We start from the raw sequence: 21,006 nt of genomic DNA, 5'->3' as shown, positions 1-21,006 counted from the left end.
CGCAGGAGCCTCGGGAACGACGACCCAGGAATGGGCGGATACAGTCGGCGTCATGGCTAAGAAGTGGGAATACGCGACCGTGCCGCTCCTCGTGCACGCGACGAAGCAGATCCTCGACACCTGGGGCGAGGACGGCTGGGAGCTGGTGCAGGTCGTACCGGGGCCGAACAACCCCGAGCAGCTGGTGGCGTACCTGAAGCGGGAGAAGGCTGCGTGAGCGCCGTAGAGGACAGGCTGGCGGAGCTGGGGCTGACCCTGCCGCCCGTCGTCCCGCCGGTCGCGGCGTACCAGCCGGCCGTGCAGTCCGGCGTGTACGTGTACACGGCCGGGCAGCTGCCCATGGTCGACGGCAAGCTGCCGCTGACCGGCAAGGTCGGCGACGAGGTCACCGCCGAGCAGGCCAAGGAACTGGCCCGCACCTGTGCGCTGAACGCGCTGGCCGCGGTGAAGTCGGTCGCCGGTGACCTGGACCGCATCGCGCGCGTCGTGAAGGTCGTCGGGTTCGTCGCCTCCGCCACCGACTTCACCGGACAGCCCGGTGTCATCAACGGCGCGAGCGAGCTCCTCGGCGAGGTGCTCGGCGACAAGGGCGTGCACGCCCGCAGCGCCGTCGGCGTCGCGGTCCTGCCGTTGGACGCGCCGGTCGAGGTCGAGTTCCAGGTGGAGCTCACCGAGGCGTAGCGCGTTCGCGCGTCCGCGCGTTTCAAGGCTGTGTTTCCAGTGACGGGTGGTGACGGGTGGGCTCTCGAACATCCGCCCGTCACCGGATAGCCTCCGGCCATGGCAAACGGGCAGTGGTATCCCCCCGAGTGGCCGGACCGCATCCGCGCCCTCGCCGCCGGCACCCTGGTGCCCGCGACGCCCCGGCGTGCCGCGACCGTGATGCTGCTCAGGGACTCCGACGGCGTCGAGGTGCACATGCTGCGGCGGCGCACGTCCATGGCCTTCGCCGCCGGCGCGTACGCGTATCCCGGTGGTGGCGTCGACGCCCGTGACGACGACCGGCAGGTCCGCTGGGCCGGGCCGTCGCGCCAGGAGTGGGCCGCGTGCCTCGGCGTACCCGACAAGGACGCGCAGGCGATCGTCTGCGCCGCGGTGCGCGAGACGTTCGAGGAGGCCGGAGTCCTGCTCGCCGGGCCCACCCCGGACACCGTCGTCGACGACACGACGGGCGCCGACTGGGTCGCGGACCGGCAGGCGCTGATCGCCAGGGACCTGTCGTTCGCCGAATTCCTGGAGCGCCGGGGTCTGGTGCTCCGCTCGGATCTGCTCGGCGCCTGGGCGCGCTGGATCACCCCCGAGTTCGAGCCGCGCCGCTACGACACCTGGTTCTTCGTCGCCGCGCTCCCCACGGGCCAGCGCACCAGCGACGACTCCTCCGAGGCCGACCGCACGGTGTGGATCCGCCCGGCACAGGCCGCGTCGGCGTACGACCGGGGCGAACTGTCGATGATGCCGCCGACGATCGCCACGCTGCGCACTCTCGCGGCGTACGACTCGGTGGGCGGCGCGCTGGCCGGTTCGGCGGAGCGCGACCTCACGCCCGTACTGGCCCGGGCCCGCCTGGAAGAGGGCGAGTTGGTGCTGTCCTGGCCGGGGCACGACGAGTTCACCAAGCACATCCCGACCGGCGGGCCCGGGACGGCCGAGAAGACCGGGGGAACCCGCTGATGACCGAGGCCGCCGCCCTGCCCGGGCAGCCGCGCGGCGGGGTGCTGTCCGGCCCCGCCACCGCCCGCGCCGTCAACGTGCTCGCGCCCAACGCGTCCGCGATGACCCTCGACGGCACCAACACCTGGATCGTCGCCGAACCCGGCAGCGACCTCGCCGTCGTCATCGACCCGGGCCCGCTGGACGACGCCCACCTGACGCGGGTGATCGCCACCGCCGAGCGGGCGGGCAGGCGGGTCGCCCTCACGCTGCTCACGCACGGGCACCCCGACCATGCCGAAGGGGCCGCCCGGTTCGCCGAGTTGACCGGTACGAAGGTACGGGCGCTCGACCCGGCGCTGCGCCTCGGCGACGAAGGGCTCGCCGCCGGGGACGTGGTGCGGACGGGCGGCCTGGAGCTGCGCGTCGTGCCGACCCCCGGGCACACCGCGGACTCGCTCTGCTTCCATCTCCCCGCCGACCGGGCGGTGTTGACCGGCGACACGATCCTCGGCCGCGGCACCACCGTCGTCGCCCACCCGGACGGCCGCCTCGGCGACTACCTCGACTCGCTGCGCCGCCTGCGGTCCCTGACCGTCGACGACGGGGTGCACACGGTGCTGCCGGGCCACGGCCCCGTACTGGAAGACGCGCAAGGGGCGGTCGAGTTCTACCTCGCCCACCGCGCCCACCGCCTCGCCCAGGTCGAGACGGCGGTCGAGAACGGCTACGTGGCCGCGCCCGACGTCGTGTCTCACGTGTACGCCGACGTGGACCGCTCCCTGTGGCCGGCCGCCGAGCTGTCCGTCCTGGCCCAGCTCGAATACCTGCGGGAACACGGCCTGATCTAGGAGTTCCGGTTCTACTCGGCCCGGGGTCCCCGGGGCTCCAGTGGCCAGGTGACGCCCATCGCGGCGAGCCGGGGCGGGTCGGCGATGATGTCGACGCCGATGACCCTGCCGTCCCGGAAGGTGAGGGCCAGAACCGAGACGACCTGGCCCCTGGGTACCTGCACGATGCCCACCCCGTCTCCCACGTACGCCGCGTACGCCGTCTGCACCAGCTGCCCGAAGTACGTCGCCTGACCGGCCACCTCCAGGGCGCCCCGCACCAGCTTGGACGCCGTGCCCGGGCCCGCGTCGACCCGCAGCAGCACGTCGGGGTCGAGGAGCGCGAGCAGCGCCTCGAAGTCACCGGCGCGGGTGGCGGCGAGCCAGGCGTCGACCACCTCGCGCTGGCGCGCCAGGTCGGTCGCGGGCGGCACGGTCGCGCCCTGCACCCGGCGCCTGGCCCGGCTCGCCAGCTGCCGGGTGGCCGCCGGCGTGCGCTCGACGACCGGCGCCAGCTCCTCGAACGGCACCGCGAACATGTCGTGCAGCACGAACGCGAGCCGCTCGGCCGGCGCGAGCGTGTCGAGTACGACGAGCAGCGCCAGGCCCACGGAATCCGCGAGTTCGGCCTCCAGACCGGGGTCGGCGGGCCGCACCACCACGTCCGGGACATGCGTGTCGGCCGTACCCGGGTCGAGAGGGTCCTCGCGGCGCGACGCGCGCGTCCGCAGCATGTCCAGGCAGATCCGCCCCACGACGGTCGTCAGCCAGCCGCTCAGGTTCCGTACGGCGTCGCCGTCGGGGGCCGCGCGCTGCAACCGCAGCCAGCTCTCCTGGACCGCGTCCTCCGCCTCGCTCAGCGAACCCAGCACGCGGTACGCCACGGACCGCAGCCGTCCGCGCTCCGCTTCGAACCGGGCGGCCAGCTCGACCGCGGACGGGGACTGCGACGGGGGCTGGGGCTGCGTCATGCCGGGTTTCCCTCCAGGGGAGTCGTGTTGCGCCTCTACGTATACGGGCCCCGCCACAGCTCGTGGCGGGACCCGTATACGTGCCTACCTAGCTACTTACGTACGTACGAAGAGGCATAGAGGAAGCAGCGGCTCAGCGCGAACGCTTGGCGAGGCGCTCCACGTCCAGCAGGATCACGGCGCGGGCCTCCAGGCGGAGCCAGCCGCGGCCCGCGAAGTCCGCGAGGGCCTTGTTCACGGTCTCGCGGGAGGCGCCGACCAGCTGGGCCAGCTCTTCCTGCGTGAGGTCGTGCACGACGTGGATGCCCTCCTCGGACTGCACGCCGAAGCGGCGCGACAGGTCGAGCAGCGCGCGGGCCACGCGGCCCGGCACGTCGGAGAAGACCAGGTCGGACATCTGGTCGTTGGTCTTGCGCAGGCGCCGGGCGACGGCGCGCAGCAGGGCGGCGGCCACCTCGGGCCGCGCGTTCAGCCACGGCTGGAGGTCGCCGTGGCCGAGGCCGAGCAGCTTCACCTCGGTCAGCGCGCTGGCGGTCGCGGTCCGCGGGCCCGGGTCGAAGAGCGACAGCTCTCCGATGAGCTCACCCGGGCCGAGCACGGCCAGCATGTTCTCGCGGCCGTCGGGGGATGTGCGGTGGAGCTTCACCTTGCCTTCGGTGACCACGTAGAGGCGGTCGCCGGGGTCGCCCTCGTGAAACAGGGCATCGCCACGCGCGAGGGTCACCTCACTCATGGAGGCGCGGAGCTCCGCGGCCTGCTCGTCATCGAGCGCCGCGAAGAGCGGGGCGCGCCGCAGAACGTCGTCCACGAGTTTCTCTCCTATGTCGCCTGCACTGTGGGGACGGTTGTATCCCGCCGCCCATTTTGCCGGACGGTCCAAACAGTGTGATCAGTCACTCAGACACAAGTCTGCCGCACCTGCGTCACAACCCGACGGGGAGGGGGCCAATCGGGGGCCGATCCGATGGCTCCGGGGCGGATGTCGGTGTCGGGCTTTAGGCTGGCCGGGTGTCCAAAAAGCCGGTGACCACACAGGCGGAGGGGGCTCGGACGGTGGTAGCCGGCCGCGATTCCGCTGTGGGCGAACAGGGGTCGGGCGACGCCCGCCGCACCGGCGCGACCCCGCCCGAGACCGTGTCCGTTCAGGGAAAGGCCGCCCAGTCCATGCCCGCGAAGAAGGCCGCGGCGACGCAGCCCGCAGCGAAGAATGCCGCGTCTACGCAGTCCGCAGCGAAGAAGGCCGCCGCGGAGAAGACCGCCCCGAAGAAGACCGGCTCGGCGAAGCCCGAGTCGCACGCGGCGCTGGTCCGCCGCGCGCGGAAGATCAACCGGGAGCTGGCGGAGACGTACCCGTACGCGCACCCGGAGCTGGACTTCGAGAACGCGTTCCAGCTCGTGGTCGCCACGGTGATGTCCGCGCAGACGACGGACCTGAGGGTCAATCAGACGACCCCGGCGCTGTTCGCCAAGTACCCGACGCCCGAAGACCTCGCCGCGGCCAACCCGGAGGAGGTCGAGGAGCTGATCAGGCCCACCGGCTTCTTCCGCGCCAAGACGAAGTCGATCATGGGTCTGGCCAAGGTGCTGAGCGAGGAGTTCGGGGGCGAGGTGCCCGGCCGGCTCGAAGATCTCGTCAAGCTCCCCGGCGTGGGCCGCAAAACCGCCTTCGTCGTGTTGGGGAACGCGTTCGGGAGGCCGGGGATCACCGTCGACACCCACTTCGGCCGGCTCGTACGCCGCTGGAAGTGGACCGAGGAGACCGACCCCGACAAGGTCGAGAAGGCGATCGGCGAGCTGTTCCCGAAGAGCGAGTGGACGATGCTGAGCCACCACGTGATCTTCCACGGCCGCCGCATCTGTCACGCCCGCAAACCGGCCTGCGGCGCCTGCCCGATCGCCCCGCTCTGCCCGGCGTACGGAGAGGGCGAGACGGACCCGGAGAAGGCGAAGAAGCTGCTCAAGTACGAGAAGGGCGGATTCCCCGGCCAGCGGCTCAAGCCCCCGCAGTCGTACCTGGACGCGGGCGGCATCCCGGCCCCGCCCCTCGGTGCCACGGCCACGACCGGGTGACAGACCCGGATCGTGGAACGAAACGGGGGAGGTCAGGCGTTGGGCGAGTCACGACAGGTACGGGGGCGGCGAGATGAAGCACGTGAGCGAGATCGACGCGATGGGCGGGACCGGCGAGGCCGGTGACATCGGCGGGACCGGCGGTGTCCCGGTGGTCCCGGACGTCACGCTGCGCACGGAAGACCTGCCCGGCTGGCTCGACCCCGTCGCCGCCGCGGCCCGCACCGTCCGCGGCGAGCAGCTCAGCCGCTTCCTGCCGCCGAAGGACGGCGCGGGCCGGCAGTCCGCCGTCCTGGTCCTGTTCGGCGAGGGCGAGCGCGGCCCCGAGTTGCTCCTCATGGAGCGGGCGGGCTCGCTGAGATCGCACGCGGGCCAGCCGTCCTTCCCCGGCGGCGCCCTGGACCCGGCGGACGGGGACCCGCGTACCGAGGGCCCGTTGCGCGCCGCCCTGCGGGAGGCGTGGGAGGAGACGGGCCTGGACCCGAGAGGCGTCCAGCTCTTCGGTGTGCTGCCGCGGCTCTACATCCCGGTGAGCGGCTTCGTGGTGACGCCGGTGCTCGGCTGGTGGCGGGTGCCGACACCGGTCGCGGCGGTCGATCCGGCGGAGACGGCCCGCGTCTTCACGGTTCCGGTGGCGGATCTCACGGACCCGGAGAACCGGGCGACGACCGTCCACCCGAGCGGCCACCAAGGGCCCGCGTTCCTCGTGGAATCCGCGCTGGTCTGGGGTTTCACGGCCGGCGTGATCGACCGCATCCTGCATTACGCGGGCTGGGAGCGCCCCTGGGACCGAGCGAAGACGGTCCCACTCGACTGGCGCTCATGACAAGGTTGCCCCCGTGCCGTGCCGTCCCGGGGAGCAACCCCGTGGCCTCGGCGCGGCAGTGGAAATCCGCGATGCGAGGCGAGGCCAGAATTCGGTGAACGTGCTGGACATCCTGCTGCTCGCGGCCGCCGTCTGGTTTGCGATCGTGGGCTACCGCCAGGGCTTCGTCGTCGGCATCCTGTCGGTGATCGGTTTCCTGGGCGGCGGCCTCGTCGCGGTCTACGCGCTGCCCCTCGTCTGGGGCGCCGCCACCAGCGGCGCCCAGGTGACGACGACCGCCACGATCGTCGCCGTGGTCGTCGTGATCGTCTGCGCCTCGGTGGGCCAGGCCTTCACCACCCACTTGGGCAACAAGTTGCGGCGGTACATCACCTGGTCCCCGGCCCGCGCGCTCGACGCGACGGGCGGCGCCCTGGTCAACGTCGGCGCGATGCTCCTGGTCGCCTGGCTGATAGGTTCCGCCCTCGCCGGCACGACGCTGCCCACGCTCGGCACGGAAGTGCGCGGCTCGAAGGTGCTGCTCGGGGTCTCGCGGGCGCTGCCCACCCAGGCCGACACCTGGTTCGCCGACTTCTCCTCCACGCTCGCGCAGAACGGATTCCCCCAGGTCTTCAGCCCGTTCGCGAACGAGCCGATCACCGAGGTCCAGCCGCCCGACCCGGCGCTGGTGAAGAGCCCGACCGCGCTGACCGCGAAGCGTTCGATCGTCAAGGTCGTGGGCCAGGCGCCCAGTTGCGGCAAGGTCCTGGAGGGCACCGGCTTCGTCTTCTCCGACCGCCGCGTCATGACGAACGCGCATGTGGTCGGCGGCGTCGACGAGCCCACCGTGCAGATCGGCGGCGAGGGCATCAAGTACGACGCGAAGGTCGTGCTCTACGACTACAAGCGCGACATCGCGGTCCTCGACGTGCCCGAGCTGAAGGCGCCCCCGCTCCGGTTCACGCCGACGGACGCGCAGCGCGGCGGCGGCGCGATCGTCGCGGGCTTCCCGGAGAACGGCGCGTACGACGTGCGCCCCGCGCGCGTCCGCGGCCGTATCGCCGCCAAGGGCCCGGACATCTACCACCGGGGCACGGTCCAGCGCGACGTCTACTCGCTGTTCGCGACGGTCCGGCAGGGCAACTCCGGCGGACCGCTCCTGACGCCCGACGGCCAGGTCTACGGCGTGGTCTTCGCCAAGTCCCTGGACAACGCGCAGACCGGCTACGCGCTGTCCGGCGACGAGATCCGCACCGACATCACCCAGGGCCGTGCCGCGGTCCAGCAGGTGGACACGGACGCTTGCGCCCTCTAGACGGGCCTGGTTGCAGACGGACGTTGCGTGGACGGGCCCCGTGGTCAGGCCCTGAAAATGTGTCAGCCGCGCCCGCTGTGGCGCAGCCGGGCCGACACCCACCGGGCCCGACGTCGCAGGATGCGCGGAATTCCCAGCCGGGGATCGTGCACCGTATACCCCTCCGGCGCGCCCCTCTGGGGAGAGCCCAGCGTCATCGCTGGGCGGCGATTGCGTGCTGCGTCACTGTAGTCGTGCGTCCAGCCCATACACCGACGTGTGCCCGGGCCCCATGGTCGGTAATCGCCCCCACGGCCCCCAAATTGGCTTATGCGGCAGGCATTTGGCTGTTCGTAGGACAGACGTTCCCGTCCGCACACCGGATGCTCACCGGTCGGGCTCGGGATCCTGCAGCCAGCTCACCAGCTCCTTGCTGAAAGCGACCGGATCCTCCTCGTGAGGGAAGTGGCCGAGGCCGTCGAACAGGCGCCAGCGGTACGGCGCTTCGACGTACTCGCCGGAGCCCGCCGCGCTGCGCGTACGCATCACCGGGTCCAGCGAGCCGTGCAGATGCAACGTGGGCACGCGGACCGGACGCTTCATCCGCCGGTTGAACTGGATGCCGTCGGGGCGGGCCATCGACCGCACCATCCACCGGTACGGCTCGATCGAGCAGTGCGGGGTCGACGGGATGGACATGGCGCGCTGATACGTCTCGACGGCCTCGTCGTCGGGCTGCTGCGGCCCCGACCAGTCACGGACCAGCCGTCCGACCAACGCGCTGTCGTCCGCGGCCAGTTGACGCTCCGGCAGCCATGGCCGCTGGAAGCCCCAGATGTACGACCCGGCGGCGGTCTGCTTGACGTCCGACAGCATGGCCGAGCGCCAGCGCCGCGGGTGCGGCATGGACGACACCGCGAGCCGGCGCACCAGCTTGGGCCGCATCACGGCCGCGGTCCACGCGAGGTAGCCGCCGAGGTCGTGCCCGACGAGCGCCGCGTCCGGTTCGCCCAGTGAGCGCACCACACCGGTGATGTCGAGCGCGAGGTTCGCCGGGTCGTAGCCGCGCGGCGTGCGGTCGCTGCCGCCGACGCCCCGCAGGTCCATGGCCACGGCCCGGAAGCCCGCGTCGGCGAGTGCGCCGAGCTGGTGCCGCCACGTCCACCAGAACTGCGGGAAGCCGTGCAGCAGCAGTACGAGCGGCCCGTCGCCCATCTCCGCGATGTGGAAGCGCGCGCCGTTGGCCGCGACGTCCCGGTGGGTCACCTCACCACCGGGGACGTCGAGACGTACGACAGAAGAAGGCGGCTGGGCCGAAGGAGTGGCGGGGTCCGTCATGAAGACGAGCGTGCCACAGCCTCGATGGCCTCGGGGACACGGTCGCCGGCCGTCACCGGCCGGGGGTGCGGCTTGGCGTTCTGCAGTACGCCCGCCGACTCCTTGACCGAGGCGGCGACCTTCTGCGGGCCCTTGCTCTTCTTGGCCTTCTTGGCGAAGACGATGCCGATCAGCCCGAGCAGTCCGGCCACGAGCAGGCTCGCGACGAAGGAGAGCACGAAGCACAAGGCGAGGTTCCAGCCGCCGTTGCCGTTGTGCCCGCCGGTCCAGGCGTTGATGCCGTACGCGAGCGCGAAGCTCAGCATCGGCAGCGAGAAGATCGCCACCGTCAGCGCCGCGGTGAAGGCTCCGCCGCTCACCGCGCCCTTCTTCACGTCCTGCTTGAGCTGTACCTTCGCGAGGGCGATCTCATCGTGCACCAGTGCGGACATTTCGGTCGTCGCCGAAGCGAACAGCTGGCCGATGCTGCGTTCGGCGCCGGCCGCGCCGAGCGTGCTGCCGTCGGGTGCGCTCATCGCGTACTCCCTGTTTTCCTGTAGAAGCTTGTGGATGCTCCGGATGTGCGGACTTGATGTCAGATCATGCCGGACGCTCGCCCTCGGCGCCTTCCCCGCCCGCCACTTCGGCAAGCCTGCGATGCTCCGCGGCCTTCTTCTCATGGATCGCGGCCATCCGCAGGTGGTAATCCGGCGTGTCCTTCTCGTAGATGTCGGGGACGCCGTCCAGGTCGTCGTCGCGCTCCTCTTCCTCCCACAGGGCGCGGTACTTCGCGTTCCGCAGCTTCAGCAGTACGCCGCTGATCACGGCCGCGATCAACGAGCCGATGAGCACGGCGGCCTTCACCTCGTCCGTGAGCACGGGGTTCTCGGAGAAGGCGAGTTCACCGATCAGGAGCGAGACGGTGAAGCCGATGCCGGCGAGCGAGGCGACGGCGAAGACGTCCGGCCAGACCAGTTCGTCGGAGAGCGACGCTTTGGTGAACCGGGCCGTCAGCCACGTACCGCCGAAGATGCCGACGGTCTTGCCGACGACGAGGCCGAGTACGACACCCAGCGTCTCGGGCCGGCCGAACACATCGCCCAGTGCTCCGCCCGACACGACCACACCCGCGCTGAACAGGGCGAACAGCGGCACCGCGAATCCGGCCGAAAGCGGCCGCACCAAGTGCTCGATGTGCTCGCCCGGGGAACGCTCCTCGCCCTCCCGGCGGGTGCAGCGCAGCATCAGGCCCATGGCGACGCCGGCGATGGTGGCGTGGATGCCGCTGTTGTACATCAGGCCCCAGATGACGAGCGCGAGCGGGACGTAGACGTACCAGCCGCGCACCCCCTTGCGCGTCAGCAGCCAGAAGACGGCGAGGCCGACGACCGCGCCGCCGAGCGCGGCGAAATTCAGGTCGTCGGTGAAGAAGACGGCGATGATCAGGATCGCCAGGAGGTCGTCGACGACGGCGAGGGTGAGCAGGAAGGCGCGCAGGGCGCCGGGCAGCGACGTACCGATGACGGCGAGGACGGCCAGCGCGAACGCGATGTCGGTCGCCGTCGGTACGGCCCAGCCGTCCGTGGAGCCGCCCCCGACCACGTTCACCAGCGTGTACACGAGGGCGGGTGCGGCCATGCCGCAGATCGCGGCGACGACCGGGAGCGCGGCGGCCTTGGGGTCCCGCAGATCGCCGGCCACGAGTTCGCGCTTGAGTTCGACGCCGGCGACGAAGAAGAAGACGGCGAGCAGGCCGTCGGCCGCCCAGTGCTCGACAGAGAGGTCGAGGCCGAGCGAGGCGGGTCCGAGGTGGAAGTCGCGGACGGTCTCGTAACTGTGGCTGATCGCCGGAACGTTCGCCCAGACGACCGCCGCGACGGCGGCGACGAGCAGCAGCACCCCGCCGACGGTCTCGGCCCGCAGGGCGTCGGCCACGAAGTTCCGCTCGGGCAGGGACAGATGTCCGAGGACTTTGCGGCCGCTCGGCTGGGGCTTCTGGGACTGCTGCGGTTCTTGGGGCGCGCTCACGTGTGAGACCTCCGGTCGGGTACGGCTGATTACTCCGCCGACCAGACTTCCCGGCACACCCTGTGGACTTCCTGCCGCGTTCGTGACGCGACTTTCACCCTACCGGGCGTACGCGAGACGTAGCTACGTACCTGGTGATCATCACCCTACGCACAGAACGGGCACCCGGCGCGCTCGCCGGATGCCCGTTCCGCAACTGCTTCCCTGTCAGTCCTCGCTGGGCGCCGCCGGCAGCTTGGTCTGGATCAGGTCCATCACGGAGGAGTCGGCGAGCGTGGTGACGTCGCCCACCGCCCGGTTCTCCGCGACGTCGCGCAGCAGGCGTCGCATGATCTTGCCGGAGCGGGTCTTGGGCAGTTCGGCGACGGGCAGGACCCGCTTGGGCTTGGCGATCGGGCCGAGTACGGCACCGACGTGGTTGCGCAGGTCGGCGACGAGGTTCTCGTCGTCCGCGTTCGCGGTGCCGCGCAGGATCACGAAGGCGACGATCGCCTGGCCGGTGGTCTCGTCGGCGGCGCCGACGACGGCGGCCTCGGCGACGGCCGGGTGCGAGACGAGCGCCGACTCCACCTCGGTGGTCGAGATGTTGTGCCCGGACACCAGCATGACGTCGTCGACCCGGCCCAGCAGCCAGATGTCACCGTCGTCGTCCTTCTTCGCTCCGTCACCGGCGAAGTACTGGCCCTCGAAGCGGGACCAGTAGGTGTCGATGAACCGCTGGTCGTCGCCCCAGATGGTGCGCAGCATGGAGGGCCACGGCTCGGTGAGGACCAGGTATCCGCCGCCGCCGTTGGGTACTTCGTGGGCCTCGTCGTCGACGACGGTCGCGCTGATGCCGGGCAGGGCGCGCTGGGCTGAGCCGGGCTTGGTCTCGGTGACGCCGGGCAGCGGCGAGATCATGATGGCGCCGGTCTCGGTCTGCCACCAGGTGTCGACGATGGGGCACGTGTCGCCGCCGATGTTCTTCCGGTACCAGACCCACGCCTCGGGGTTGATCGGTTCACCGACCGAGCCGAGGACGCGCAGGCTGGACAGGTCGAACTTGGCGGGGATGTCGTCGCCCCACTTCATGAACGTACGGATCGCGGTCGGCGCCGTGTACAGGATGCTGACGCCGTACTTCTGCACGATCTCCCAGAACCGGCCCTGGTGCGGGGTGTCCGGGGTGCCCTCGTAGATGACCTGCGTCGCACCGTTCGAGAGCGGCCCGTACGTGATGTACGAGTGGCCGGTGACCCAGCCGATGTCGGCCGTGCACCAGTACACGTCCGACTCGGGCTTCAGGTCGAAGACCGCGTGGTGGGTGTAGCTGGCCTGGGTGAGGTAGCCGCCGGAGGTGTGCAGGATGCCCTTGGGCTTGCCCGTCGTACCGGACGTGTACAGGATGAACAGCGGCTGCTCGGCGTCGAACGCCTGCGGCGCGTGCTCAGCAGACTGACCACCGACCACGTCGTGCCACCACACGTCGCGGCCCTCGGTCCAGGCCACGTCCTGCTTCGTGCGCTGCACGACGAGGACCTTCTCGACGCCGTCCACGCGGGTCAGCGCGTCGTCGACGGCCGGCTTGAGCGCGGAGGGCTTGCCGCGGCGGTAACCGCCGTCGGAAGTGATGACGACCTTGGCGTCCGCGTCCTCGATGCGCTTGGCGATCGCGTCGGCGGAGAACCCGCCGAAGACCACCGAGTGCGCGGCGCCGATGCGCGCGCAGGCCAGCATCGAGATGACGGCTTCCGGGATCATCGGCAGATAGACCGCGACCCGGTCGCCGGTCCGCACGCCCAGCTCGGTCAGCGCGTTGGCGGCCCGGCTGACCTCGTCCTTGAGTTCGGCGTAGGTGATGGCCCGGCTGTCGCCCGGCTCACCCTCGAAGTGGATCGCGACGCGGTCGCCGTTCCCGGCCTCCACGTGCCGGTCGACGCAGTTGTACGCGACGTTCAGCTTGCCGTCCTTGAACCACTTCGCGAACGGCGGGTTCGACCAGTCCAGCGTCTCGGTCGGCTCGGTGTCCCAGGTCAGGCGGCGCGCCTGCTCGGCCCAGAAACCGAGCCGGTCAGCCTTGGCCTGCTCATACGCCTCGGCCGTGACGTTGGCGTTTTCGGCCAGGTCAGCCGGCGGCGCAAAGCGACGCTCCTCCTTCAAGAGGTTGGCCAGGCTTTCGTTGCTCACGACATCTCCCTTACGGTGCTTTGCCGGGGCGACCGTTGTGTCCCAAACCACAGCTCATCAGACGCCGACCCCTGGTGACAAGGGGGGTCCGGCAATTGGTTTAGACCTGTAGACGGCTCCCGGCGGGTTCAGCCGGGAGCCGTACGGTGTCATCTGTTCTACGGGAGAGGGAAAGCGATGGTTCAGGCCCGCGTGGCGGTATTGACGTCGCTGTCGTCGAAGGACGCGGCCGCGACCTCCCCGAAGACGGGATCCGACTCCTCCAGCAGATAGGCCTGCGCCTCACCGACGTGGAAGTACATCCCGTGCAGTTCGAGCGCGCCCTGCCGCAGGGCTTCGGCCACCGACTCGTGCGCCCGCAGGTGCTCCAACTGCTGGACCACATTGGTCAGACAGAGCTGCTCGACGGTGTCGGCGGGTGCCCGTCCGGCGAGCCGGGCCCACGGCAGGCCGTTGTCGGCCATCCGCTCCAGGCTCGGCATACCGTGTCGCAGCCACCGCTTGAGGGGCGTGAGCGCGCCGGATCCGGTGGGCGGGCTGCTCAACAGCGCCTGCATGGCGCCGCATCCGGAATGCCCGCACACCGTGATCGACCGGACCTTCAGCACGTCGACGGCGTACTCGATGGCGGCCGCGACCGAGTCGTCCCCGCTCTCGGCGCCGGGCAGCGGCACGAGATTGCCCACGTTCCGTACGACGAAGAGGTCGCCCGGCCCGCTGGACGTGATCATCGAGGTGACGAGCCGTGAGTCGGCGCAGGTCAGGAACAACTGCGTGGGCTTCTGCCCCTCCCGTGCCAGCCGGGCCAGCTCACCGCGCACCAAGGGCGCCGTGTTGCGCTGGAACGCGCTGATCCCGGTGACCAGTTGATGCCCTCCGCGACGCGGTGCGGCGTCCTCGGTACTGGTCTCGGACCCGGTGCCGGTCTCGGGCGTGGGGGTGCCGGGCCGGTCGCAGTGATGGTTGCGCCACGGTGTCCAGGGCCGGCAGCACGAGTGGCTCGCGCTCGCGAGCTCCGCGATCCGGTTCCCCGCGCGGCCGGTCAGCTCGACCTGCCCGCCCTGCGCGGTGTGCGACTTCTCCCAGCCCTGCAGCGCTTCGTACGCGGCATGGTCCATGAAGGAACCGTCCAACTCCACTACGCAACTGCCTCCTTGAGGTACCTGATGCAGCACCCGGCTCAGCCGTGGCACCGCGAGGAAGGTCAACTGGCCCCGTACGCGCACATGGTGGGTGCCGCGCTTGTCCTCCTCGTGCGTGATGCGGGTGCGGGCGAGGCGGTGCAGCGCGACGGCGACGGCGACCGCGACACCGAGCCCCACGCCTTGGAGCACGCCGAAGACGACGACGCCGAGCGTGGTCACGATGTATACGAGGACCTCGCGGTGGCGGGTGACCGTGCGGATGTGGTGGAGGGACACCATCTGGAGGCCGACCGCCATGACCAGGGCGGCGAGCGAGGCGAGCGGAATCATCTCCAGGACGGGGACCAGGAGGATGGTGGCCGCTACTACCCAAACGCCGTGCAGCATCGTGGAGTTCCGGCTGACGCCGCCCGCGTGCACATTCGTCGTCGAGCGCACCGCGACCCCGGCGACGGGCAGCCCGCCGAGCGTTCCGGACACGATGTTCGCGGCGCCCTGGCCGAGCAGCTCCCGGTCCAGGTTCGACCGGCGCGCCTCGGGGGGCAGATCGTGCCGCGCGGAGGCCATCTTGTCGGTGGCGACGGCGCCCAGCAGCGACTGCACGCTGCACACCAGGGTGGTCGTCAGTACCGCGGCGGCGATTCCGAGCACGGGGCCGTCCGGCAGCCCGGCCAGCGCGTGGCTGCTCCAGGACGGCAGGTCGACCTCGGGCAGGGTCAGTCCGAACAGCGCGGTGACCACGGTCGCGGAGGTCACCGCGACGAGGGCCGCGGGCACTTTGCGGGTGATGCGGCCGACGCGGCCCGGGACGCGGGGCCAGGCGAAGAGGACGGCGAGCGTGAGGGCGCTCATTCCGAGGGCGGCCGGCTGCGCGTTGGCCAACTGGGCGGGTAGCGCCACCACGTTGTCGAGCACCGCGCTCTCCGGGGTGCCGCCGAGGACGATGTGCAGCTGGGCGACGGCGATGGTGATGCCGATGCCGGCGAGCATGCCGTGCACGACGGCGGGGCTGACGGCGAGCGCCGTGCGGGCCACCCGCAGGCAGCCGAGCCCGAGTTGAGCGATTCCGGCGAGGACGGTGATGGCGCAGGTGGTCCGCCATCCGAAGCGCTGGATCAGCTCGGCGGTGACCACGGTCAGGCCCGCGGCCGGGCCGCTGACCTGGAGCGGGGACCCGCCCAGCAGACCGGCGACGAGGCCGCCGACCGCGGCGGCGACGAGCCCCGACTCCAGGGGCGCGCCGGTCGCCAGGGCGATGCCGAGGGACAAGGGCAGAGCGATCAGGAAGACCGCGATGGACGCCGACACGTCGGCGCCCGCGATCCGGAAGCGGCGGCGGGGCGGTGGTGGGCTGTGGGCCTTACGGGCGGCGGGCGTCGGCACGTCCGCTCGATCGGGGCCACTGGCGCGGGTGGGTACGCAGGCTGACATGTTCCCGTCTCCTCCAGGATGCAGCGCGGTCGCGGAATGTGGGGGACCCCTGGGGTGACCGGGGTCGATCGCGGCCGTGGTTCACGGCGTGCAGCGGCGGGATAAAACAACTCTCGGTAAATGGATCGTAATGCAGAGTAAAGGTTGTGGCCGGATTTACCGGGCAAATGGGGCAATGGTTCACCCCGGGGAGTGAATAAGAATCCCGGTCGGCTTGTCGTACAAATCCCGCTCGGACCTCGTGCGACCTTGACGGCGCCACCCGCGCATAGCGGGCATTTCTGGCATGCCCCGTCTTGTAGTCCGACTCCAAGGAAGTAGGTGGGCGGAAGATGGCCGCCACCCAAAGGATCGTCACCTTGAGGATCACCGCGGCCATCGCCGCCGCCGCGGCATGCGCCGCGGTCCTCGCCGGTTGCGCGAACGGTGACACCCGCGCCGCGCCCGAGCACGGCGTCCCCGGTCCGAAGAAGGCCGCGCCCCCCGCCGCACCCGGCAGCGTGTTCCGGACGATCGGCGACGGCTCGACCGCGTACACCGGTCAGCAGCCCCGCCTGCCGAGAGCCGAGCGACTCAGACCCGGCCAGAAACCACCGCAGTTCGTGGTCTTCTCCTGGGACGGCGCGGGCGAGGACAGCCAGAAACTCTTCTCGCACTTCCGCGAGGTCGCCAAGAAGAACAACGCGACGATGACGTACTTCCTCAGCGGCGTCTACATGCTCCCCGAGGACAAGAAGGACCTCTACCACGCGCCGCAGCACTCGCCGGGCCGCTCGGACATCGGCTTCAATGACACCAAGGGGATCAAGGCCACCGTCGAGCAGCTGCGTGGCGCCTGGCTCGAGGGCAATGAGATCGGCACCCACTTCAACGGCCACTTCTGCGGCGCCGACGGCGGCGTCGGCCAGTGGTCGGTGGCCGAGTGGAAGAGCGAGATCCAGCAGGCCAAGTCCTTCGTGAAGGCGTGGAAGACCAACACGGGCCTGAAGAAGGCGGCCCCGCTGCCCTTCGACTACGACAAGGAACTCGTCGGCGCCCGCACCCCCTGCCTGGAGGGCCAGAAGAACTTCATGCGCGCGGCCCACGACCTGGGCTTCCGCTACGACACCAGCGGTGTCGACAACCAGGTGTGGCCCAAGAAGAAGAACGGTCTGTGGGACCTGTCCATGCAACTCGTCCCCTTCCGCGGGCACTCCTACGAGCAACTCACCATGGACTACAACTTCATGGTCAACCAGTCGGGCACCACGACGCAGGGCGACCCCGACAAACGCGAGTACTGGGGCGACCAGATGCGCGACAGTCTGGTAGCGGGCTTCGAGCGCGCCTACAAGGGCAACCGCGCCCCGCTGATCATCGGTAACCACTTCGAGTCCTGGAACGGCGGCGTCTACATGCGCGCCGTCGAGGAGACGGTCCACACGGTCTGCAACAAGCCCGAGGTCCGCTGCGTCTCCTTCCGGCAGCTCGCCGACTGGCTCGACGCGCAGGACCCCACGACCCTGGCCAAACTCACCCACCTCGACGTGGGGCAGGCGCCCAAGCAGGGCTGGACGTCCTTCCTCACCGGCCGGCCGGCCGCCCCGGCACCCAAGGGGGTACCGGGCGCACCGGCCACCAAGTCGTGAGCCCCGTCAGGCAGTTGCGGTGACGCTCTCCTGAAGGACGAAACCGGGGTCGATCTGCGCAGCCAGGTCGGCCCCGGTCCTCTCGTTGCCCCAGCTCTGCGCGTTCTTCTGGTGGAAGTGCACCATCTGGCGCATGTAGCGCTCCCAGTCCCGGGTCTCGTACGTCGCGTCGGCCGCTGCCTGAAGCGCCTGCAGGGCGCTCCTGTTGGACTCCTCCAGGAGGTCGAAGCGCGGCGGGCGCCCCTTCTCCATGGCGCGCACCCAGTCCGACTGCCCGACGGTGACGAGCAGGTCGTCTCCCATCTCGGAGCGCAGGAAGTCGAGATCGGCGTCGTCCTCGTCCCGCACCTTGTTGCCCACGACCTTCAGGGCGACGCCGAAGTCCCGGGCGTACTCCTTGTACTGGCGGTAGACCGAGACTCCCTTCCGTGTCGGCTCGGCGACGAGGAAGGTCATGTCGAAGCGGGTGAACAGGCCCGAGGCGAAGGAGTCGGAGCCCGCAGTCATGTCGACCACCACGTACTCACCTCTGCCGTCGACGAGGTGGTTCAGGCACAGCTCCACCGCTCCGGTCTTGGAGTGGTAGCAGGAGACACCGAGGTCGGCCTCGGTGAAGGGCCCGGTGACCATCAAACGCACGGCCCCGCCGTCGAGTTCCACGGGACGCGCGCAGGCGTCGTACACCGGATTGTTCTCACCCACGCGCATCAGCCGTGAGCCCTTTCCGGGCGGTGTCGTCTTGATCATGGTGTCGGCCGAGGCGATGCGCGGGTTCGAACCGCGCAGGTAGTCCTTGATGAGTGGCAGTCGCGCGCCCATGGCGGGCAGCTCGGCGGCGACGCCCTCGTCGAGCCCGAGCGCGGCTCCGAGGTGCTGGTTGATATCGGCGTCGACGGCGACGACCTGGGATCCGGTGGTGGCGAGGTGGCGGATGAAGAGCGAGGACAGCGTCGTCTTGCCGCTGCCGCCCTTCCCCACGAAAGCGATCTTCATGTTCACGTAGCGTAGTCGGACGCGTGCTCTGCGTGCAGGGCCCGCGTGAAGAACACCACTCCTTCGTGGGGCGGAGGCGCGCGGCCCGTAATGTCGTACTCATGAGTACGACAGCCGATCCCCTTGCCACGCTCGGCACGCTTCCCGGCGTGAGCGACTCCGTGGACTCCGTGCGCAAGGCCGTGGACCGGGTCTACGGACACCGGGTCATGCGGCGCCGCAGCAACGAGGTCACCTCCGAGGCCGCACTGCGCGGCGCGCGCGGCAGCGCGGCGCTGTCCGGCGCGGACTGGGCGCTCGAAGAGGTGCGCAGGCGCACCGACTTCAGCGGTGTGGACGGTGACGGCGAGGCGCCCACGGTCGGCGCCGCGCTGCGGCTGACCGCCGAGGCGGGTCAACTCCTGTCCATCTGGCGGCAATCGCCGCTTCGGGTGCTGGCGCGGCTGCACCTGGTCGCGGCCGCCGACCGGGGCGACGGGGTCGGGCGACCGCGCACACCGGGCGAGCCGGTCGACGAGCCGCTCATCGAGCTTCCGGTGCCGGACGCGGACGAGGTGGCGGGCCGGCTCGAAGGGCTCTCGCAGCTGATCATCGCCGGGAGTGCGGCGCCTGCTCTGGTGAGCGCCGCCGTGGTGCACGGCGAACTGCTGGCGCTGCGCCCCTTCGGTTCGCACAACGGGCTGGTCGCGCGCGCCGCCGAGCGCGTCGTCCTGGTGGGCAGCGGCCTGGACCCCAAGTCGATCTGCCCTGCCGAGGTGGGGCACGCGGAGCTGGGGCGCGCCGCATATGTGGCCGCGCTCGAAGGTTATGTCTCCGGTACGCCGGAGGGGATGGCGGCGTGGATCGCGCACTGCGGCAAGGCCGTTGAACTCGGTGTGCGGGAATCGACCGCGGTGTGCGAGGCACTGCAGCGCGGCGCCGCTTGATACGTCCCTGAACAGGGTTGCGGCGGTACGAGTTGTCGTACCGCCGCTGGCATGACGCGCCGGGTTACCAAGCGTCCTCGATATATGCCCATCAGGTCGGGACATTGCCCGTTACCTGGTGCGGCTGGCCCGTAATCGACGGGTCGACGTCGCGTGGGTGCCCAGTGTTCATGCTTCGGTCCGTGGGGCCTTGGTTGCGGTTGAAGGTGATCCTCTCGGATGTCCCTGGTCTCGCGGGCCGTTGACTCCTTTGTACTCCTCGCCCGGAGGAAGCGGAAGCCCTGACTGCACTTCTTTACTTTTATATTCAAATATGGACGAAATGGACAGCTCTTCCTGGGGTCTACCGGGGTTCCACGGAGACCGGCCGGGCCTTCTAGTGAAGGACGGTCTGCGCGCGGCGGCGGCTGGCGTACCAGACGAGGCCCGCCGTGGCGGCCGCTGCCCCCAGTGCCGCCGCCGCGACCAGCGCCGGACGCGACGGAGCGGAGAGGTTCGGCAGCCGCTGCTTGAGCCTGACCGGCTTGTGGAAGTCCAGAATCGGCCACTCGCGCACAAGGGCTTCGCGGCGCAGCGCCCGGTCCGGGTTGACCGCGTACGGGTGCCCCACGGCGCCCAGCATCGGCAGGTCCGTCGCGGAGTCGCTGTACGCGTAGCAGCGTGCGAGGTCGTAGCCCTCGGAGGCGGCGAGTTCTTTGACCGCGTCCGCCTTCGTCGGCCCGTACGCGTAGTACTCCACCTCGCCCGTGAAACACCCGTCGGCCCCGACGACCATGCGCGTGGCCACCACCCGGTCCGCGCCGAGCAGCTCACCGATCGGCTCGACGACCTCCGCGCCCGAAGTGGAGACGATGACGACGTCGCGTCCGGCGGTGTGGTGCTCCTCGATGAGGGACGCCGCCTCGTCGTAGATGATCGGGTCGATCAGGTCGTGCAGCGTCTCGGCGACGATCTCCTTCACCTGCTGCACGTTCCAGCCGCGGCACAGCGCCGAGAGGTACGCCCGCATCCGTTCCATCTGGTCGTGGTCGGCGCCGCCGGCGAGGAACACGAACTGCGCGTACGCGGTGCGCAGCACGGCCCTGCGGTTGATCAGACCGCCTTGGTAGAACGACTTGCTGAAGGTGAGCGTGCTCGACTTTGCGATGACCGTCTTGTCCAGGTCAAAGAAGGCCGCTGTGCGCGGCATGGAGTGGGGCAAGGACTGGATTTCCACGAGTTTGAGCATAGGCGCCCACCATTCGGCGTAAGCTGTGGCGCGTGGGTTTGCTTGAGAAGGCTCTCGGGTACACCATGGAAGTCACGGATCGTTCGCGACCGTGCGTACCCGGTCTGGCTCCTCCCCCCCCGAGTCGGACCGTGGGGACGACCCCCGCTCTCCCCCCCGGCGGGGGTCGTCGCATGTCCGGACCCGTTTTCGGGTCCTTTTTTCTTGCCCTCATCCCCGTGATTCCGGTCCTGTGCACGGGAGTTGCCCTGCGACGGTTGCGTCACGCTGTGTGAGTGTCGGGATGCTCTGCGGAAGGCCGACCTCAACTTCACAGTGTCACTGGTATGAGTGATGGGGATATTCACAAGCCCTCTCGCGTCCACAGTTATTGACCAAGATCCACACGATTTTCGGGATCGCTGCACGGTGATTCCGGACGCGAAGTTCGGATCGGTGTTCATGGCCGGTTCGTTATGGCCGCGCTGTGCTGACAGCCGGTATTCGGCGCTTCGGCGCCGGGCTTCGCGCCGGGATCGGATCGC

At 70.2% G+C, this 21,006-nt stretch carries 19 protein-coding genes; 9 read left to right on the top strand and 10 right to left on the bottom strand.

All coding sequences use genetic code 11. The features are described from left to right. Positions 1-52 precede the first annotated feature (52 nt). From AB0J02_RS05715 to AB0J02_RS05700, 4 genes are all read left to right on the top strand, one after another. Positions 53-217: a DUF4177 domain-containing protein gene (locus AB0J02_RS05715; RefSeq protein WP_107498797.1), complete on the top strand. Its 165-nt coding sequence runs from the start codon at positions 53-55 to the stop codon at positions 215-217. Beyond that, complete coding sequence (locus AB0J02_RS05710) at positions 214-681, top strand: RidA family protein (protein ID WP_363192306.1); 468 nt, start codon at positions 214-216, stop codon at positions 679-681. Before AB0J02_RS05715 ends, AB0J02_RS05710 begins: the two co-directional genes overlap by 4 nt. 99 nt (positions 682-780) lie before the next feature. Continuing rightward, positions 781-1,671, top strand: a complete 891-nt coding sequence (locus AB0J02_RS05705) for an NUDIX hydrolase (protein WP_363192305.1) — start codon at positions 781-783, stop codon at positions 1,669-1,671. Continuing rightward, positions 1,671-2,501, top strand: a complete 831-nt coding sequence (locus AB0J02_RS05700) for an MBL fold metallo-hydrolase (protein ID WP_363192304.1) — start codon at positions 1,671-1,673, stop codon at positions 2,499-2,501. The genes AB0J02_RS05705 and AB0J02_RS05700 overlap by 1 nt, the downstream gene beginning before the upstream one ends. Before the next feature lie 11 nt (positions 2,502-2,512). Here AB0J02_RS05700 and AB0J02_RS05695 read toward each other — a convergent pair whose 3' ends face one another. Continuing rightward, the gene (locus AB0J02_RS05695; RefSeq protein WP_363192303.1) at positions 2,513-3,451 is read right to left on the bottom strand and encodes a sigma-70 family RNA polymerase sigma factor; all 939 of its coding nucleotides are present in this window, start codon (positions 3,449-3,451) and stop codon (positions 2,513-2,515) included. 133 nt (positions 3,452-3,584) lie between these two features. Beyond that, a complete protein-coding gene (locus tag AB0J02_RS05690) occupies positions 3,585-4,259 on the bottom strand; it encodes a Crp/Fnr family transcriptional regulator (RefSeq protein WP_016642758.1) in 675 nt (224 codons plus the stop codon). Between the two features lie 356 nt (positions 4,260-4,615). Between AB0J02_RS05690 and nth the strand changes: the two genes are divergently transcribed. The 3 genes from nth (at position 4,616) to AB0J02_RS05675 (ending at position 7,641) form a co-directional block, all read left to right on the top strand. Beyond that, entirely contained in the window at positions 4,616-5,521 is a 906-nt protein-coding gene (gene nth, locus AB0J02_RS05685) for an endonuclease III (RefSeq protein ID WP_363192614.1), read from the top strand. 73 nt (positions 5,522-5,594) lie between these two features. After that, positions 5,595-6,347, top strand: coding sequence for a CoA pyrophosphatase (locus tag AB0J02_RS05680; RefSeq protein ID WP_363192302.1), 753 nt, complete (start codon positions 5,595-5,597; stop codon positions 6,345-6,347). Between the two features lie 94 nt (positions 6,348-6,441). Next, positions 6,442-7,641, top strand: a complete 1,200-nt coding sequence (locus AB0J02_RS05675) for a MarP family serine protease (RefSeq protein ID WP_363192301.1) — start codon at positions 6,442-6,444, stop codon at positions 7,639-7,641. A gap of 62 nt (positions 7,642-7,703) precedes the next feature. On the opposite strand, the gene AB0J02_RS05670 is transcribed toward AB0J02_RS05675, so the two are convergent. The 6 genes from AB0J02_RS05670 to AB0J02_RS05645 form a co-directional block, all read right to left on the bottom strand. Then, complete coding sequence (locus AB0J02_RS05670; RefSeq protein ID WP_324771298.1) at positions 7,704-7,889, bottom strand: hypothetical protein; 186 nt, start codon at positions 7,887-7,889, stop codon at positions 7,704-7,706. 118 nt (positions 7,890-8,007) lie between these two features. After that, on the bottom strand, positions 8,008-8,958 hold the full coding sequence (locus AB0J02_RS05665) for an alpha/beta hydrolase (protein WP_363192300.1): 951 nt from the start codon (positions 8,956-8,958) through the stop codon (positions 8,008-8,010). After that, positions 8,955-9,473, bottom strand: coding sequence for a phage holin family protein (locus AB0J02_RS05660; protein WP_363192299.1), 519 nt, complete (start codon positions 9,471-9,473; stop codon positions 8,955-8,957). The genes AB0J02_RS05665 and AB0J02_RS05660 overlap by 4 nt, the downstream gene beginning before the upstream one ends. A 64-nt stretch (positions 9,474-9,537) precedes the next feature. Further along, the gene (nhaA, locus tag AB0J02_RS05655) at positions 9,538-10,965 is read right to left on the bottom strand and encodes a Na+/H+ antiporter NhaA (protein ID WP_363192298.1); all 1,428 of its coding nucleotides are present in this window, start codon (positions 10,963-10,965) and stop codon (positions 9,538-9,540) included. A gap of 207 nt (positions 10,966-11,172) precedes the next feature. Next, positions 11,173-13,131 carry an acetate--CoA ligase gene (acs, locus tag AB0J02_RS05650; RefSeq protein ID WP_363192297.1) on the bottom strand — a complete coding sequence of 653 codons (1,959 nt, stop codon included), beginning with the start codon at positions 13,129-13,131 and terminating at the stop codon, positions 11,173-11,175. A gap of 182 nt (positions 13,132-13,313) precedes the next feature. Beyond that, entirely contained in the window at positions 13,314-15,707 is a 2,394-nt protein-coding gene (locus AB0J02_RS05645; protein WP_363192296.1) for a SulP family inorganic anion transporter, read from the bottom strand. 332 nt (positions 15,708-16,039) lie between these two features. Between AB0J02_RS05645 and AB0J02_RS05640 the strand changes: the two genes are divergently transcribed. After that, positions 16,040-17,335 (top strand): hypothetical protein, encoded by a 1,296-nt coding sequence (locus AB0J02_RS05640; protein WP_363192295.1) that lies wholly within the window; start codon positions 16,040-16,042, stop codon positions 17,333-17,335. A 6-nt stretch (positions 17,336-17,341) separates the two neighbouring features. Here AB0J02_RS05640 and AB0J02_RS05635 read toward each other — a convergent pair whose 3' ends face one another. After that, entirely contained in the window at positions 17,342-18,328 is a 987-nt protein-coding gene (locus AB0J02_RS05635) for an ATP-binding protein (protein WP_363192294.1), read from the bottom strand. Between the two features lie 101 nt (positions 18,329-18,429). On the opposite strand from AB0J02_RS05635, the gene AB0J02_RS05630 reads away from it, so the two are divergent. Beyond that, on the top strand, positions 18,430-19,254 hold the full coding sequence (locus AB0J02_RS05630) for an oxidoreductase (protein ID WP_363192293.1): 825 nt from the start codon (positions 18,430-18,432) through the stop codon (positions 19,252-19,254). 376 nt (positions 19,255-19,630) lie between these two features. Here the strand turns inward: AB0J02_RS05630 and AB0J02_RS05625 are convergent, their stop codons facing one another. Further along, positions 19,631-20,443 carry an HAD-IB family hydrolase gene (locus tag AB0J02_RS05625; protein WP_363192613.1) on the bottom strand — a complete coding sequence of 271 codons (813 nt, stop codon included), beginning with the start codon at positions 20,441-20,443 and terminating at the stop codon, positions 19,631-19,633. Positions 20,444-21,006 lie beyond the last annotated feature (563 nt).

This window comes from Streptomyces sp. NPDC050264, from assembly GCF_040655895.1.
Classification (GTDB): Bacteria; Actinomycetota; Actinomycetes; order Streptomycetales; family Streptomycetaceae; genus Streptomyces.
Note: the sequence above shows the minus strand (reverse complement) of the source record. Positions and strands in the feature narration are given on the sequence as shown.

Excerpts from the sequence above, each read along its gene's own strand:
- AB0J02_RS05715 (WP_107498797.1), top strand. The coding sequence starts at position 53 with ATGGCTAAGAAGTGGGAATACGCGACCGTGCCGCTCCTCGTGCACGCG.
- AB0J02_RS05705 (WP_363192305.1), top strand. The coding sequence starts at position 781 with ATGGCAAACGGGCAGTGGTATCCCCCCGAGTGGCCGGACCGCATCCGC.
- AB0J02_RS05700 (WP_363192304.1), top strand. The coding sequence starts at position 1,671 with ATGACCGAGGCCGCCGCCCTGCCCGGGCAGCCGCGCGGCGGGGTGCTG.
- AB0J02_RS05695 (WP_363192303.1), bottom strand. The coding sequence starts at position 3,451 with ATGACGCAGCCCCAGCCCCCGTCGCAGTCCCCGTCCGCGGTCGAGCTG.
- nth (WP_363192614.1), top strand. The coding sequence starts at position 4,616 with ATGCCCGCGAAGAAGGCCGCGGCGACGCAGCCCGCAGCGAAGAATGCC.
- AB0J02_RS05680 (WP_363192302.1), top strand. The coding sequence starts at position 5,595 with ATGAAGCACGTGAGCGAGATCGACGCGATGGGCGGGACCGGCGAGGCC.
- AB0J02_RS05670 (WP_324771298.1), bottom strand. The coding sequence starts at position 7,889 with ATGGGCTGGACGCACGACTACAGTGACGCAGCACGCAATCGCCGCCCA.
- AB0J02_RS05665 (WP_363192300.1), bottom strand. The coding sequence starts at position 8,958 with ATGACGGACCCCGCCACTCCTTCGGCCCAGCCGCCTTCTTCTGTCGTA.
- AB0J02_RS05660 (WP_363192299.1), bottom strand. The coding sequence starts at position 9,473 with ATGAGCGCACCCGACGGCAGCACGCTCGGCGCGGCCGGCGCCGAACGC.
- AB0J02_RS05645 (WP_363192296.1), bottom strand. The coding sequence starts at position 15,707 with ATGTCAGCCTGCGTACCCACCCGCGCCAGTGGCCCCGATCGAGCGGAC.
- AB0J02_RS05640 (WP_363192295.1), top strand. The coding sequence starts at position 16,040 with ATGGCCGCCACCCAAAGGATCGTCACCTTGAGGATCACCGCGGCCATC.
- AB0J02_RS05635 (WP_363192294.1), bottom strand. The coding sequence starts at position 18,328 with ATGAAGATCGCTTTCGTGGGGAAGGGCGGCAGCGGCAAGACGACGCTG.
- AB0J02_RS05630 (WP_363192293.1), top strand. The coding sequence starts at position 18,430 with ATGAGTACGACAGCCGATCCCCTTGCCACGCTCGGCACGCTTCCCGGC.
- AB0J02_RS05625 (WP_363192613.1), bottom strand. The coding sequence starts at position 20,443 with ATGCCGCGCACAGCGGCCTTCTTTGACCTGGACAAGACGGTCATCGCA.